Source organism: Mesorhizobium sp. P2_D1 (genome assembly GCF_056404455.1).
In genome coordinates this window covers 42,364-57,771 of the sequence record NZ_JBFUDZ010000012.1, presented here as the reverse complement: position 1 = coordinate 57,771, position 15,408 = coordinate 42,364, and the positions used below count along the sequence as shown (strand labels likewise).

Here is a 15,408-nt window from a genome sequence, read left to right as displayed (position 1 = left end):
GCCCAATCAGTGCAGGCGGCCGCTTGCATGGGCCAGCATGGTGTAGACCTTGCCGGTGTCCGACGTCAGATAGGTCTGCGCCATGATGTTGTCGCGGTCGTTGCGCGAGACATCCTTGAGCAGCTTCTCGAAATCGTCGCAGTAGCGGTCGACGGCGGTGCGGAACTCAGCCTCCGCCTGATACTTGCGACGGATCTCGTCGAACGTCTGCTGGCCCTTCAGCGTGTAGAGCCGCCGCGTGAACACGTCACGCTCGCCACGCCGGTAGCGGTTCCACAGTTCGATCGAAGCATCGTGGTCGATGGCCCGCGCGATGTCGACGGAGAGCGAGTTCAGCGATTCCACGACATGCAGCGGTGAGCGCTGGGCAGGAGCCGGACGCGGTGCTTCCGCGGGCGTTGCCGGCCTGGCGTCCTCTTCGCGCGATGCCCCGGTCAGGAGATCGCGCACCCAGCCGCCCTGTGGTGTACGGGCGCCGGCTTCAACACGCGGGCGCGGTGCCGCCTCGGCCGGACGCTCCAGGTCGAGCGTGCCGCGCAGTGGAGCGCCGCCCAACGGCGCCTGGGGTGTGCGCAGCTCCGGCTGCTGTGCCGGTGGTGCACGCCGTGGTGGCTCGGCAGGGCGTGTGGCCGGCGCTTGCGGTGCCGGGCGAAGATTGCGTTGCTCGGCGGCATCGCCGCCGCGACCGGACTTCGCAACGATCTCCGAAAGCTCTTTCAGGGCGTTGATCTGCTCGGAAACGGCGCGGCGGATGGCCGAGGTCGATTCCTTTGCCTCTTCCGGCATCTCGATGACGCCCTTCTTGAGCTCGGCGCGGGTAAGGTCGAGCTCGCTCTTGATCGAGCCCGCGGTGCGCCGCATCTCTTCGGTCGCATCGGCGAAACGCTTGGTCGCAGAATCAACGACGTCGGTGATGGCGTTGCGGATCTTGTCGGCCGACTCCATCGTCTTGCCCTCGGCGTTCTGCAGCGTCTGGCCGACGAGATTTTCGAACGAGCGCATGACCCTTTCGAGATCTTCCGACTTCTTGACCAGGCCGACGGCGAGATCCTCGAGCGACGACTGCCTTTCGAGCGTGTGCTCAAGGTTGCTCTGGGCCGAGCTCAGCAGGTCCGAGGCGCTGGCCAGCAGGCGGCTGTGCTCGTCGAACTTGGTGGCGATCGAAGCGACCTCGCGCAAGGTAGACGACGACAGTTCCGTCAGCCTTGTCGTGTTCGAATCGACCAGCCGTGCCGAGCTGGCGAAGGTTTGCGCGGCCTTCTCGGTGGTGGCGGCGAAGCTTTGCGTGCTGCCGCTCAGACGTTCGTCGACCTGACCGAGATTGACCGCGGCCTGCTCGATCAACTGACCGAGCTGCGAGCTGGACGTGGTCATGCGGCCAATGAGATCGGCGACGCTGTCGGACAGCGACGAGCGGGCGCCTTCGACCGCCGACAAGGTCTCGGCGGTGCGGTTGGCGAGCGCGTTGACAAGTGCGGCATTCTCGGCCTGCAGCTTCTCGGTGGCGCGTTCGGTGACCTCTTCCATGCTCTTTTGCAGTTCCGAGCCGCCCTGGGCGAAGCGCTCGACCAGCGGCCGTGCGGTTTCGTCGAGGATCTTCGACATTTCGGCCGAACGCGCCGCGAGCATGGTGTTGAGCTCGCGGGTGTTGGCGCCGATCGTCTTGGCGGCGTCGTTGGTGCTCTGGCCAATATGCTGGCCAACCGCGGTGAAGGTCTCCGCGATAACATTGGCGCGCGAGACGAGTTGCGCCTCGGCATTCGCCACCTGCTCGTTGATCTTTTGGCCCATCGTCTCGGCCGTATAGGCGAGGCGGTTCTCGACGCCTGAGACCTGCTCTTCGACACGGGCGGCCGCAGCCGCCGCGCTCGATGCGAGCCGCTCGTCGGCGCCGGTAAGCGCCTGTTCGATTTCGCGGGCATGCACGGCCATTTCCTGACCGGTCCGCCTTGCACGTTCGGCGACCCTCTGCTCGGTGTCGGCAAAGGCGCCGACAATGGTCTCGGCATGCTCGCCGATCGTCGACGAGCTGCTGGCGATGCGCGACACCAGACGCTGATCGGCTTCGTCGAAGATGCGACCGATTTCCGACGCACGGCTCGACAGCGCTTCCGAACCTTCCGCGATGCGCGAGACCAATTGCTGGTCGGCGGCATCGAAGATACGGCCGAGATCCGACGCACGTGCGGCAAGCGCCTCGGCCGATTCGCCGATGCGCATACCGAGCCGCTGATCGGCGCCTTCGAAGTTGCGCAGGATGTCGCCGGCGCGGGCGGCCAGCGACTGTGCAGTTTCGACAGCGCGCGCGACCAATTTCTGGTCTGCCGCATCGAATGCGCCGGCGATCTCGCTGGCACGGGCAGCCATATGGTCGGCGGTGTCCTGAGCCCGGGCGGTAAGCTGATCGGCGGTTTCCTGGGCGCGGGCGGCGATCTTCCGGTCCGCCACGTCGAAGGTACCGGCGATCTCGCCTGCACGAGCGGCCAGCTGGTCAGCGGTTTCATGGGCGCGGGCCAGCAAGGAGCTGGAGGTGTCATCCGCGCGGGCAAGCAAGGCGTTCGACGTATCTTCCGCACGGGTGTGGAGGCGACGATCGGCTTCCTCGAAGGTGCGGGCGATGTCTTCGGCCCTCGCCAGCAGGGCGGCGGAGGTCTGCTCGGCGCGCTCGGCGATCTTGCGGTCGGCGTCACTGAACGCAGCACCGGCCTGCTCATGCAGCGTGCTGGTGATTTCCAGGACCTTTTCGCGCAACGCGCCGGCAACGAAGACCGCACTCTTCTCGAGCACGGCTCGGACGTTGTCGACGCCTGTCGAGAGCGCACGCTCCATGGTGCCGGCGCGCTCCTCGATGACGCCGGTCTGGCGGCTGAACGCCTGCTCGATCTTCTCGACATCGGCAGCGATCGCGGCAGAGATATCGGTGCTCCTGGCGGCGATCTGGTCGATATGGCCCGACAGCGAGCGGTCGACGTCCTGGCGGGTCTCGGCGAGTTTGCCGAGATCGTCTTCCAGCGCGCGAGCCAGCATGTTGCGGCCTTCCGACAGCTTGCCGACATGTCCTGCGATGATGTCGTCGATGTCGCTGCGGCTTGCGGAAAGCTTCTGCAGGTCGGCTTCCAGCGCACGCTTGAGGATATCGCGGCCTTCGGCGAGTTTCTCGACTTGACCGGCCACCAGTCCGTCGATGCTGGAGCGACTTTCCGCCAGCTTGGCGAGATCGTCTTCGAGCGCCTTCGACAGGGTCGAGCGCTCGCCGACAAGTCTTTCCGAATGGCTGTTCACCAGGCCGCTGACGTTTTGGAGATCAGCCTCGAGTGCCCGGGCGAACTGCGCCCGGTCATCGACCAGTTTCTGCGACTGGTCGGCAACGGTGCTCGTGATCGCATTGAGGTCGGCTTCCAGCGCGCGCCGCAAGATGTCGCGGCCTTGCGACAGCTTCTCGACTTGACCGGCAACCAGCCCGTCGATGCTGGAGCGGCTTTCGGCCAGCTTGGCAAGATCGTCTTCGAGCGCCTTCGACAGGGTCGAGCGCTCTCCGACAAGCCGTTCCGCATGGCTGCCTACCAGGCCACTGACGTTTTCGAGATCAGCCTCGAGTGCCTTCGACAGCGTCGAACGATCCTGGGCGAGCCGTTCGGAGTGGCTGTTGACCAGGCTGTTGACGCTTTCGAGATCGGCCTCGAGAGCACGGGCGAACTGTGCCCGGTCATCGACCAGTTTCTGCGACTGGTCGGCAACGGTGCTCTGGATCGCATTGAGGTCGGCTTCCAGCGCACGCCGTAGGATGTTGCGGCCTTCCGACAACTTCTCGACCTGACCGGCGACCAGACCGTCGATGCTGGAGCGGCTCTCCGCCAGCTTGGCGAGGTCATCTTCAAGCGCCTTCGACAAGGTCGAACGATCCTGAACGAGCTTGTTCATGTGGTCGGCGATGACGCTGTTCACATTCTGCAGGTCGGCTTCCAGCACCCGCGAAAGCTGCCCGCGATCCTCGGCGAGCCTTTCCGACTGGCTGGCAATGACGCCCTTGATCGTGTTCAGATCGGATTCCAGCGCCCGCTTGAGAATGTCGCGGCCTTCGGCGAGCTTCTCGACCTGGCCGGCAACCAGGCCATCGATGCTCGATCGGCTTTCGGCCAACTTGGCAAGGTCGGCCTCGAGCGTCTGCGACAGCAGGCTGCGATCTTCGACCAGCCGTCCCGCATGGCTGTCGATCAGGCCGCGTATGCTGGACAGATCGTTGTCGAGCGACTGGGAAAGCTGCGTGCGGTCGTCCGCCAGCTTGGCGGAATGGGCTTCGATCAGGCTCTTGATGCCGCTGATGTCGTTTTCCAGTGCCTTGGCGAGCACGGCGCGACCCTCGGCGATCTTCTCGACCTGGCCGGCGACGAGACCGTCGATGCTGGCACGGCTGTCGGACAATTTGCCGAGATCGGCTTCCAAAGCGCGCGACAGGATGCTGCGGCCCTCGGCCAGCTTGCCGACGTGTCCAGCAACCATTTCATCAATGATTGTACGAGCTTGTACCAGTTTCCCCGAGTCTTCGTTCAAGGCAGCGGAGAGCCTGTTGCGGCCTTCTTCCAGCCTTTCAAGATGGCCGCCGAGCGACGCATCGATGGCCGCCCGCGATTCGTTGACCTTGCGCAGATCCTCCTCGAGGGCGCGCGCGATCAGGCTGCGGCCTTCGGCCAGCTTCTGCACCTGGTTGGTCACCGCGGCATCGATGCCGGCGCGGCCTTCGTCGAACTTCGCCAGGTCGGCCTGCATGGCCTCGGTCATGCGATCGCGGCTTTCCGAAAGCTTGCGGCTGTGGTTTTCGACGGCTTCCTCGATTCCTGCGCGGGCGTCGGCAAGCCGCTGAATGTCGCTATCGAACGAACGCGATACGACATGACGCGCGGCTTCCATACGGCCGGCGAAGTCGCTGGCGCGGGCTTCGAGCATGGAGGAGGTCGAGGTGACGATGTCGGCCATATCGGCGCCGATCTGGGTCTTGCCCTGATCGATCATCGCCGACAGAGTGTCCTTGCTCTCGGCAAAGGTGTGCGCGATTTCGCGGGCACGCTCGACCAGCGTCTCATTGATCTGGCGGGCGCGGGCCTCGAGCGCTGCGTTGAGCTTCTGCGTTCCGGTGTCCAGCGCCTCGGCGCGGGTCTGGAATTCGCTGATCAGCGCCTGGCCGCGTTCTGCGAGCGTCCGCTCGATGCCGTTGAGGCTGGCCTCGAATTCGGAATTGAGGGTGCGCGCGGCACCGCCGAGCAGAGACACCATGCCGGTGGTGCGATCGTCGAGGAGATCGGTCAACGACCGTGTCAGGCCGTCGGTGGTGTCGGTCAGTTTGGCTATGCGGGTGTCGAGCAGGCTGGCGAAGGCCTCGCCCGAGGTCGACAGCTTGTCGGTGATCGTATCGAGCCGGCCTTCCACCGAATCGAAGATCGACAACGAGCTTTCATTGATGCGGTCGATGAGCGTGTCGCCGGAATTGGTGATCGTCATCGACAGCTTGGTCGACGCATTGAGGATGCTGTCGCGGATGATGTCGGAGGCGGCGCCGATCTCGTCCTTCAGCGTCTCATGCGCGCCGGTGATCGAGGCGCGGACGCGCTCGGCATGGCTGACGACGGCTTCACGCTCGCTGCCGAGCCCGTCGACCAGCGAACGGATGCGGGACTCATTCTCCGAATAGGAGCGCTCGATCTGGTTGACCTCGCTGTGGACCAGCGTTTCCAGTTCGACGGCGCGGGCAAGCGTGCGCTCGATGCCTTCGCCCATGGCGGCGACCTCGCGACGAACGGCCTGGCCGATCATCATGACGCGATCCTGGGCAAGGTTTTCCGGCTCGGTCAGTCGGAAGGCCACTTCGGTCATCGACTGGGCGGCAATGCGCATTTCCTGGGCGCGGCGGATCATCGCCGCGAAGGCCCAGAACAGGATGACGGGCACAATCGCCGCGACCGCCAGACCGATCAGTTCGGGACGGGCAAGAAACTGGTCGAGCGTGCGGATTCTCCAGATGCTCGGTCCGAAGAGGAGGTTGGCCAGACCGCCTGCACCGGCGAACCAGGCGAGTGAGACGAAGGCAACGACCCAGTAAATGGTGTTCGAGGCACGCCTGTTGAGGCTGTGCAAGAGCGTCTTGTAGTCCTTCTGGCGATCGTCATTGGCTGGCGCGAAACCGGCGGGCTGGGCACCATTGCGTGTTTCGACGGGGCGCAACTCGGCGGGCTTGGGCTGGGGCGCGGGTTTCGTGGCCTCACTACGCGCGGCCTGGCTCTGATTGACTGCTGGCGCCGGCTTGTCGTTGCGTCCCTCGCGCGCCAGTTCGTCGGCGGCCTGGGATATCTGCGCTTCCAGATCTTCCATCGAAGCCGCGATGTCGAGGTCGCCGTCGCCGGCATCGCTGCTGAGGTCTAGATCAAGCGCCTTTTCCAGTTCCCTGGCCACATCGTTGTCGAGAGTTCTCGTCGTCGTTGTTTTCTTTGCCATGCCTTCTACCCTGTACTAGCTGCTGCGGGCTTATAATTGTGTTTTTATCGTACCCCGCGCAGGAGGCTGAAAATGGACCCCTCGTATCGTAATGACACAGGGGGGTAAAGAAAACATGCATTCCGCGAGATACGTAAAACTTTAAATATAAGGTTAACGGAAGCGTGATTTCGGCGCCGCTTTCGCAACATTATTCCCCGCCACTCATTAACCCGTTGTCCACTGGAATCGCCTAGTTTTCCGGGCGATCGAAGAAACGGAGTTCGAGTTCATGCGTGGCGAAAGCGGCATTGCCTTCTCAATGCCCGGGGGCGACGTATCCGGACCTAGGCGGTCACGGCCGGTCGATTTGGCACACCTTGCCCGCCAGACCATGGGCGACCGCAGCCTCGAGCAAGAGGTGCTGGCGCTGTTTGTACAACAGGCCCTGTCGGTGCGCGAGAAAATAGTCGATGCCGACATCAAGGACCGGCTTCTGCTTGCGCATGGGCTGAAGGGTTCGGCACGCGGTGTCGGTGCCTTTGCCATCGCCGATTGCGCCACCGAGATCGAGCACCGGCCGGAAGACAACCAGACGCTCGGGCGGCTTGGCGCGCTGATCGACGAAGTGCGCGATTTCATCGCCGCCATCAGTCGCTGAACCCGGTTTGCGGAAAAACGTCACCGAGCGGCGCTTTCGCGCGCAGTTGACTTGTCAGCCGGAGTGATTATCTCGGCTGAGACTCCCTTCAGGTGACAAATGACAAAGCTGACTTTCATCGCCCATGACGGCACACAATTCGACATGGACGCCGAGAACGGCTCGACGGTCATGGAGAACGCGATCCGCAACGCGGTGCCGGGGATCGAGGCGGAATGCGGGGGCGCCTGCGCTTGCGCGACCTGCCATGTCTATGTCGACGAGGCATGGACGGCTCAAGTCGGCGAGCCGGAAGCGATGGAAGAGGACATGCTGGACTTCGCCTACGACGTTCAGCCGAACTCGCGGCTGTCGTGCCAGATCAAGGTGCGCGACGCGCTAGACGGTCTGGTCGTGCGGGTGCCGGCCCGCCAGGGCTGAGACACTGATTTTTGCCGGCTGCTGCTTGGCAGCGGCGGATTGCTCATGCAGTGTCACTCGGGTTCCGCAGCGAGGCACACAGCATGACCGACATCACCAAGACAGACGTCCTTATTGTCGGGGCAGGGCCGGTCGGCCTGTTTGCCGTGTTCGAACTCGGTCTGTTCGACATGAAGTGCCACCTGATCGACATCCTCGACCGGCCGGGCGGCCAATGCGCGGAACTCTATCCGGAAAAGCCGATCTACGACATTCCAGGCTGGCCTTCGATCTCGGCGCAGGGACTGGTCGACAAACTGCTCGAGCAGATCGCGCCGTTCAAGCCTGACTTCACCTACAACCGCATGGTTTCCAGCCTGGAAAAGCTGGAGGACGGCAGCTTTCGCGTCACCACCGACGAGAATGAGGTGTTCGAAGCCAAGGTCGTGGTGATTGCCGCCGGCGGCGGTTCCTTCCAGCCCAAGCGGCCGCCGATCCCGGGCATCGAACCCTATGAAGGCAAGAGCGTCTTCTACTCGGTACGCAGGATGGAAGATTTTCGCGGCCACGACCTTGTCATTGTCGGCGGCGGCGATTCGGCGCTCGACTGGACGCTCAACCTGCAACCGGTGGCCAAGAGCGTGACGCTGGTGCACCGGCGGCCCGAATTCCGCGCCGCACCCGACAGCGTCAACAAGATGTATGCCATGCAGGAGATGAAGCAGCTGGATTTCCAGGTCGGGCAAGTGACCGGACTGACCGGCGCCGACGGCCAGCTCTCATCGGCTGTCATCAAGGGACCGGACGGCGATGTCGAAGTGCCTTGCACGCGCATGTTGCCGTTCTTCGGCCTGACCATGAAGCTCGGGCCGATCGCGGAATGGGGGCTCAATCTTCACGAGAACCTCATTCCGGTCGATACCGAGAAGTTCCAGACATCGGTGCCCGGCATCTTCGCGGTCGGCGACATCAACTGGTATCCCGGCAAGTTGAAGCTGATCCTGTCGGGCTTCCACGAGGTGGCGCTGATGGCGCAGGCGGCCAAGCGCATTATTAGCCCCGGCGAACGCATCGTGTTCCAGTACACGACCTCGTCGACCAGCCTGCAGAAGAAGCTCGGCGTCGTCGACTGAGCCGCTGGATCGGATCAGTTTCGCCGACCGCTTCTATTCCGCCATCACCGGAGCATGGTCGGCCTGGCCACGAAGTGGCTTTTCCGGCATCAGGCCGAGCGTGATCAGCGCCAGGAGCAGCGTTACCGCAGCGACAAGGAAGATCATTACGAAGGGCACCACGGAAATAGCCTGTCCGACGGCAAGCGTGCCCTCACCGGCAAGCGGCAGGCCGTAGCCAAGCGCGACAGCGCCGAGCATGGCGACACCGAGCGCGCTGCCCAGCGAGCGCAGGAAGGTCAGAACGCCGGTTGCGACACCAAGGTGCGCGCGATCGACAGCATTCTGAACCGATACGGTGGCGACCGGGAAGGTGGTTCCGCTGCCCAGGCCGATGCAGATCGTAAGGACCTCGACGACCAGCAGCGAGGCGTGCCCGGCAACCAGGGCAAGCAGTCCGAGACATAGGATGGAGAAGAACACGCCGACCATCGCGATCCGCTTGTAGTGGACGAAGCGCGGTATTGTCCGTCCGCTGAACGTGGCGCCGGCCACGGTGCCGAGGAGAAGGCCCAGCATCGCCAGACCCGACTCGCTGACCGAGAGGCCGACAATCGACTGCAGATAGACAGGCAGATAGACCGCCAGACCTATGTTGGCGGCCTGCAAGAGGAACATCGACGATGTGCCGGCGAGAACGATCGGGTTGCCCAGCACTTCAAGCGAGATGAGTGGTTCGGCCGCGCGCAGCAGCCGCAAGGCAAATGCCACCCAGAAAACCACCGAGACGGCGAGCAGCCCAAGAATTTCGCGCGACAGCCATGGATATTCGCTGCCGCCCCAGTTCAGCGCCAACAGCAGCAATGCCGTGGCCACGACAAGCAGCAGCGCGCCGAGGGCGTCGATGCGATGCTGCTTTGCGGCAATAGGCAGCTTCTTGAGCGGGTTGTTGATGATCGCCATGGCCAGCAGGCCGAGCGGAATGTTGATCCAGAAAATCAGCGACCAGTGCAGATGTTCGGCGAAAGTGCCGCCGAGCAGTGGCCCGGCGATGCTGGCGACAGCCCAGGTGCCGGAGATCCAGGCAGCGTAGCGCGCCCGTTCGCGTGGCGGAACGAGGTCGCCGATGACAGTCTGCGTCAAGGTGAAAAGGCCGCCACCACCGGCGCCCTGGATCGCCCGCCCGACAACCAGCACGAACATGTTGGGCGCCATGGCGCTGACCAGCGAACCCAGGAGAAAGATCAGGATCGCCGCATAAACGGTGGGCCGGCGGCCATAGACGTCGGAAATCTTGCCGTAGAGCGGTGCCATGGCGGTCGCGGTCAAGAGGTAACCGGTGACGACCCACGGCAGGTATTGCGCATGGCCGAGCGCATGCCCGATGGTCGGCATGKCAGGCGCCACGATGGTCTGATCGAGTGCCGCCAGCAGCATTGACAGGAGCACACCGGCGATGATGGCGTTCTTTTCGGCTTCGCTCAGTGGCACGCCGGCTTCCACCATCGTTGGCTTGTCGACAGCCTGATCCATGATCGTTCATCCGTAAGCTTGCGATTGACCGGCACTGTCCGGCCGTTCCGGTCCCTTTGACCGTTTTGATCGCATTGGCGTTTTGAAGCCCGCGCCTGGCGAGCCCTGCTATATGTCGTTCCGTAATAGGCCGATTTCGACAGGCGCCCGAAAGTTTTTCGAGGCTGGCACTACGCTTCGGTGGATTTGGCTTTCGCCGGCGCCGCTGGTTTCCGAGTCAAGCCGGTGGCAGCTGACCCCTCTCGATGCGTTCGATGCGATAGCGCAGCAGCCTCAGGATGCGGCTTTCGAAATTGACGCTTTCGACACGGTCGAACTGCAGCTGCGCACGGTCATGCCTTGCCAGAACTGCCGCGGTGATTTCGGCGGCCTTGGCCTTGGCAGCGTCGCAATTCCTTTGTGGGTAGGTGGCTTTCAGGTCCTCTTCGAGTTCCCGGCCATGGTTCTTGGCAATTTCGACATGGCGCTCTTCATGGCGTCTGATGTCGGCGGCCAGCGTGTCCCAGAACAGCCTGACATCGGCATCGGCCTTGCGCGGGCGGCGCCATTCGGGAAGGATCACCTTCACCTTGACGGTCACAACCGCGTCGGCGATCCGGCAGGAGTTCGAAGTCTTGGCATAGCTGATGCGGGTGGTGAAGGCCATCTGGGTGGCGCCCGGGTGCCGCGTGCCCGTGCTTTTGACCTCCGGCCCGCGTTTGGAGAGTTGTGCCTCGATGTCGTCGAGGGTGCTGCCGCCAATGGCGAAATAGCTGTACGTCTTGACGAGATTGGCCGCACCAGCCGGGACGGCAGTGGCGGCAAGCAGCAGCGCACAGAGCAGGGATGGTTTCACGCCAAGCATGGATCGGTTCATCATGTTGCCTCTTCGACCACCTTGCTTTACGGCCGTTGCCAGCGCAACGGAATTGATCCGCAGCGGATCACACATCGTTGATGAGCCTCTTGATTGATGAGCCCATGATTGCTGAGCAAATGACGGCTAGGCGATGGCAGTTGGCGCATGGACGCCATCTCGACCTTGGCGGCAAAGCCGTGGTCGTCGGCATCCTCAACGTCACCCCCGACAGTTTTTCCGACGGCGGACTGTTCGACGCCCCCGAAAAGGCGTTGGCCCAGGCACGGCGCATGATGGGGGAAGGAGCACTGGTCGTCGATGTCGGCGGGGAATCGACCCGCCCGGGCGCCGCCGCGATATCGGCGAGCGACGAACAGGCCCGCATCCTGCCGGTGATCGAAGCGCTGGCGAGCGCCGGCGGGGTGCTGATTTCGGTCGATACCTACCGCGCCGACACCGCCCGGCTCGCGGTGGCCGCCGGCGCACACATCGTCAACGATGTCTGGGGGTTGCAGCGCGAGCCCGACATTGCCCGCGTCGCCGCCGACACCGGCGCCGGGCTTGTCATCATGCATACCGGGCGGGGCCGCGAGAAGCTGCCGGACGTGATTGCCGATCAGTTGGCGTTCCTGCGAAAATCGCTGGAAATCGCCCGCCAGCATGGCATCGCCGACGACCATATCGTGCTCGATCCCGGATTCGGCTTCGCCAAGGAGACGGCGGAGGAAAATCTCGATCTGATGGCGCGCTTTTCCGAGCTCAGTGCACTTGGCTTGCCGCTGATGGCCGGTACCTCGCGCAAGCGCTTCATCGGCACCGTAACCGGCCGCGACGCGGCTGGCAGGGGTGTCGGAACGGCGGCGACCAGCGTCATCCTGCGGCTCAAGGGCGCCGATCTGTTTCGCGTCCATGATGTCGCATTCAACGTGGACGCGCTGGCGCTCGCAGATGCTATGCTGGCGCGTCAAAGCGACCAGGCGAGAAACTGAGCGATGTATGTCATCCGCATGAAGAATTGCGCGTTTTTTGCCCGGCACGGCGTGCTGGACGAGGAGGAAAGGCTCGGCCAGCGCTTCTATGTCGATGCCGCTCTCACCGTCGATCCCGGCCGGGCGCTTGTCGATGATTCCATCGAGGACACGGTCAACTACGGTATCGCTTTCACGGAGATCGAAAAGATCATCACAGGACAGCGCCGCTTTCTGATCGAATCCCTGGCACTCGAGGTCGCCCGTGCACTGACAGCGCGTTTTCCGCAGATCAAAAAAGCCGAGATCACGGTGCGCAAGCCAAACGCTCCGGTCCCCGGTGTGATCGATTACGTCGAGGTGACCGTTGTCTGGCCCGAATAGCACGGTCTATCTCAGCCTTGGCGGCAATCTTGGCGACCCGGCGAAATCGATGGGCGCGGCGCTGCGCATGCTGGATGCCGACGCAGATACGCGCGTCACCGGCGTCTCTTCGCTCTATCGCACACCGCCCTGGGGCAAGCTCGATCAGCCGGATTTTCTCAATGCGGCTGCCGAAATTTCCACCGGACTGGTGCCGCGCGCCTTGCTCGACCTCTGTCTGGATGCCGAGCGCAGACTGAAGCGGGTGCGCGAGGAGCGCTGGGGACCGCGGCTGATCGACATCGACATTCTGGTGTTCGGCGACCGCGTCATTCACGAGACCGGACTGGAAGTGCCGCATCCGCGCATGCTGGAACGCGCCTTCGTGCTGGCACCGCTGGCGGAGATCGCGCCGGGCCTGGTTGTCGGTGGCCGCAGCGTCGCGGACCGGCTGGTCGCGGTCGACACTTCCGGTATCGAGCGATTGCCGTCCGGCCGGGATTGGTGGCTGGTCTGATGCCCGGGCGGGGCGACAGCAGGAGCTTCTAACCGGAGAAGCCGCCGCCATCCAGGAACGCCTGCTCCTGGGGTGTGGTCTCGCGGCCAAGCATCCTGTTTCGGTGCGGAAAACGGCCAAAATTCCGGATGATGTCGCGGTGCTCGAGCGCATATTTCAGGTTGAACTCGGCTTTGGCCTTGTGCAGCTCGACCGATACCTCCTGGTCGGCAAGGTTTTCCGAATGCTCGAACGGCAAATACAGGAACACGCGGACTTCAGGTTCCAGTGCCAGATCATGGCCGGCCGCGACGGCCTTTTGAGCAAAATACTTCGCCAGCGGATCGGTCGCGCACATATGGCCGGTGCCGCGAAAGCAGTTTCGCGGAAACTGGTCGAGCAGGATCATCAACGCCAGCGAGCCTTCGGCATGTGCCGACCAGTCGTCGCATTCACGCCGCGCGGCGGCATAGTGGAGATCGAGAAAGCGGTTGCGGAAGTCGGCATCGAAAGCCTCGTTCTTCTCGAACCATGCATCCTCGCCTGCGTCGCGCCAGAATTTGGTGACCGACAGGGCCCTGCTGTCCAATTCCATGCATAATTCCTTGTTCAATCCGCGGGTTCTGATTTGTGCAAAACACCGGCCGTCTCTTCATTGAGTGCCTGGCCGGTACGGCGCGGCTGGGTGAGGGGCGTGGGAATGGGCGTGCCGATATTGCCCCTCAGGAAGCGTTGTCCGGCACGAACACCTTCGGCGAGCTGGGTTTCGAAACGGGCGGTATCGCGGCGCCGCACATCTTCGATCACCTCTGCCACGTCTTCGGGATCGACGCCGAGCGATTCCAGCGCCGAGCCGCCGAAAACCAACGCCGATTCGAAGGTTTCGCGCAGCTGGAAGTCGACGCCGGCACGAATGAGCTGCAGCGCCGTGCCGCGGTCGAAAGCCCGGGCGAGCACAGTGAGCAGTGGAAATTCGGCCTTGATCAGCTGGGCGATGCGAACGGCCACATCCGGCTTGTCGACGCAGATCAGCACGGCGCGCGCGCGGCCAGCCCCGGCCGCATGCAGGATGTCCAGCCGCGTGCCATCGCCATAATAGACCTTGAAGCCGAAATCGGCCGCCGCCTGGATCATTTCGACATCGTTGTCGATGATCGAGACATCGATGCCGCGCAGGAGCAGCGGCTGACTGGCGATCTGGCCGAAGCGGCCGAAGCCGATGATCAGCACGCTGCCGGTCAGGCCATCGGCAATCTCGACCCCGTCGAGCGACTGCTCGTCGCGCGGTGTGAGATACCGCAAGGCGATGATCGCCAGCGGCGTCAGCACCATCGAGATGATGACGATCGCCGTCAGCGTCGCGTTGGCCCGGTTGTCGATGATGCCGACCGCGGCGGCGGCCGAATAAAGGACGAAGGCGAATTCGCCGCCTTGCGCCATGAAGACCGCACGCTCCAACGCTTCGCGATGGCGGGTTTTCAGGACCCGCGCGACGATGTAGATGCCGAGCGCCTTCATCACCATGTAGGCGACGACATAGATGGCAACCAGCCGCCAGTTCGCGACCACCACATGCAGGTCGAGCGACATGCCGACGGCAAGGAAGAACAGGCCGAGCAGGATGCCGCGAAAGGGTTCGATGTCGGCTTCGAGCTGATGCCGGAAGGTCGATTCCGACAGCAGCACGCCGGCCAGGAATGCACCCATCGCCATCGACAGGCCGCTGAGCTGCATGGCGAGCGCCGATCCGAGGACGACCAGAAGGGCGGCAGCCGTCATCACTTCGCGGGCACGGGCATCCGCCAGGATGCGGAAGAACGGATTGAGCAGATAGCGTCCAGCCAGCACCAGTCCGACAATCGCGGCAAGGCCGATGCCTATCTCGGTGAAGCGCTCCGCCAGGCTGGTGTCGGCGCCGCCGGGCGCCAGGAATGCGATCAGGGCCAGCAGCGGCACGATGGCGAGGTCCTCGAGCAGCAGCACCGAGACGATGCGCTGGCCTTTCGGCTCGGCGATTTCGCCGCGTTCCTCCAGAAGCTGCATGACGATCGCCGTCGAGGTCAGCACGAAGCCTGCGCCGGCGACGAAGGCTTGCGAGATCGGAAAACCTCCCGCCACGCCAACAGCGGTCAGCAAGACCGCGCAGACGCCGACCTGCAGTGCACCGAGGCCAAAGATCTCACGGCGCAGGCCCCACAGCCGTGACGGCTGCATTTCCAGTCCGATGATGAACAGGAACATCACCACGCCGAGCTCAGCGACATGAAGAATGGCTTCCGATTCGGAAAAGACGCGCAGGCCAAACGGACCTATCACCACACCGGCGGCCAGATAGCCGAGAATCGAGCCGAGACCCATGCGCTTGAAGATGGGAACGGCGACAACGCCGGCTGCAAGCAGCGCCACCACCTGAACCAGATCGTTGCTCGATGCCTCTACCGCCATTCCGCCATTCCGCTCGTTTGAGGATCGATTCCGATTTCGAAGTCTCTTTGACAAGGGGCGAAGATAGGGGCTTCGGTGGGGATCGAACAGCCCGAATCCGGATCACCGGCGATGTTGCGGGTGCGTTA

General features: G+C 63.5%; 11 protein-coding genes. 6 read left to right on the top strand and 5 right to left on the bottom strand.

Translation table 11 applies throughout. The features are described from left to right. Window positions 1-6: 6 nt before the first annotated feature. The gene (locus AC1D0I_RS11675) at window positions 7-6,486 is read right to left on the bottom strand and encodes a kinesin (RefSeq protein WP_477395195.1); all 6,480 of its coding nucleotides are present in this window, start codon (window positions 6,484-6,486) and stop codon (window positions 7-9) included. A 271-nt stretch (window positions 6,487-6,757) separates the two neighbouring features. Between AC1D0I_RS11675 and AC1D0I_RS11670 the strand changes: the two genes are divergently transcribed. The 3 genes from AC1D0I_RS11670 to AC1D0I_RS11660 all read left to right on the top strand — a co-directional run bounded on the left by AC1D0I_RS11670 (window position 6,758) and on the right by AC1D0I_RS11660 (window position 8,658). Then, window positions 6,758-7,126, top strand: a complete 369-nt coding sequence (locus AC1D0I_RS11670) for an Hpt domain-containing protein (RefSeq protein ID WP_457150771.1) — start codon at window positions 6,758-6,760, stop codon at window positions 7,124-7,126. A 99-nt stretch (window positions 7,127-7,225) separates the two neighbouring features. Next, on the top strand, window positions 7,226-7,546 hold the full coding sequence (locus tag AC1D0I_RS11665; protein WP_095085095.1) for a 2Fe-2S iron-sulfur cluster-binding protein: 321 nt from the start codon (window positions 7,226-7,228) through the stop codon (window positions 7,544-7,546). Between the two features lie 83 nt (window positions 7,547-7,629). Then, window positions 7,630-8,658, top strand: a complete 1,029-nt coding sequence (locus AC1D0I_RS11660; RefSeq protein WP_184873987.1) for an NAD(P)/FAD-dependent oxidoreductase — start codon at window positions 7,630-7,632, stop codon at window positions 8,656-8,658. Between the two features lie 33 nt (window positions 8,659-8,691). Here the strand turns inward: AC1D0I_RS11660 and AC1D0I_RS11655 are convergent, their stop codons facing one another. Together AC1D0I_RS11655 and AC1D0I_RS11650 are read right to left on the bottom strand one after the other, a co-directional pair. After that, complete coding sequence (locus tag AC1D0I_RS11655; RefSeq protein WP_477395193.1) at window positions 8,692-10,170, bottom strand: MDR family MFS transporter; 1,479 nt, start codon at window positions 10,168-10,170, stop codon at window positions 8,692-8,694. A gap of 217 nt (window positions 10,171-10,387) precedes the next feature. Beyond that, window positions 10,388-11,026 carry a DUF922 domain-containing Zn-dependent protease gene (locus AC1D0I_RS11650; RefSeq protein WP_457150768.1) on the bottom strand — a complete coding sequence of 213 codons (639 nt, stop codon included), beginning with the start codon at window positions 11,024-11,026 and terminating at the stop codon, window positions 10,388-10,390. A 119-nt stretch (window positions 11,027-11,145) separates the two neighbouring features. Between AC1D0I_RS11650 and folP the strand changes: the two genes are divergently transcribed. The 3 genes from folP to folK are packed head-to-tail and all read left to right on the top strand — an operon-like array spanning window position 11,146 to window position 12,856. Beyond that, window positions 11,146-11,997, top strand: a complete 852-nt coding sequence (gene folP, locus AC1D0I_RS11645; RefSeq protein WP_457150774.1) for a dihydropteroate synthase — start codon at window positions 11,146-11,148, stop codon at window positions 11,995-11,997. 3 nt (window positions 11,998-12,000) lie between these two features. Beyond that, entirely contained in the window at window positions 12,001-12,360 is a 360-nt protein-coding gene (folB, locus tag AC1D0I_RS11640) for a dihydroneopterin aldolase (RefSeq protein WP_095085091.1), read from the top strand. Continuing rightward, window positions 12,344-12,856: a 2-amino-4-hydroxy-6-hydroxymethyldihydropteridine diphosphokinase gene (folK, locus tag AC1D0I_RS11635; RefSeq protein WP_477288902.1), complete on the top strand. Its 513-nt coding sequence runs from the start codon at window positions 12,344-12,346 to the stop codon at window positions 12,854-12,856. Before folB ends, folK begins: the two co-directional genes overlap by 17 nt. Before the next feature lie 28 nt (window positions 12,857-12,884). On the opposite strand, the gene AC1D0I_RS11630 is transcribed toward folK, so the two are convergent. Next, complete coding sequence (locus tag AC1D0I_RS11630) at window positions 12,885-13,430, bottom strand: DUF924 family protein (protein WP_477303718.1); 546 nt, start codon at window positions 13,428-13,430, stop codon at window positions 12,885-12,887. A 14-nt stretch (window positions 13,431-13,444) separates the two neighbouring features. Beyond that, window positions 13,445-15,280 carry a monovalent cation:proton antiporter-2 (CPA2) family protein gene (locus AC1D0I_RS11625; RefSeq protein ID WP_477395191.1) on the bottom strand — a complete coding sequence of 612 codons (1,836 nt, stop codon included), beginning with the start codon at window positions 15,278-15,280 and terminating at the stop codon, window positions 13,445-13,447. Window positions 15,281-15,408: the final 128 nt, after the last annotated feature.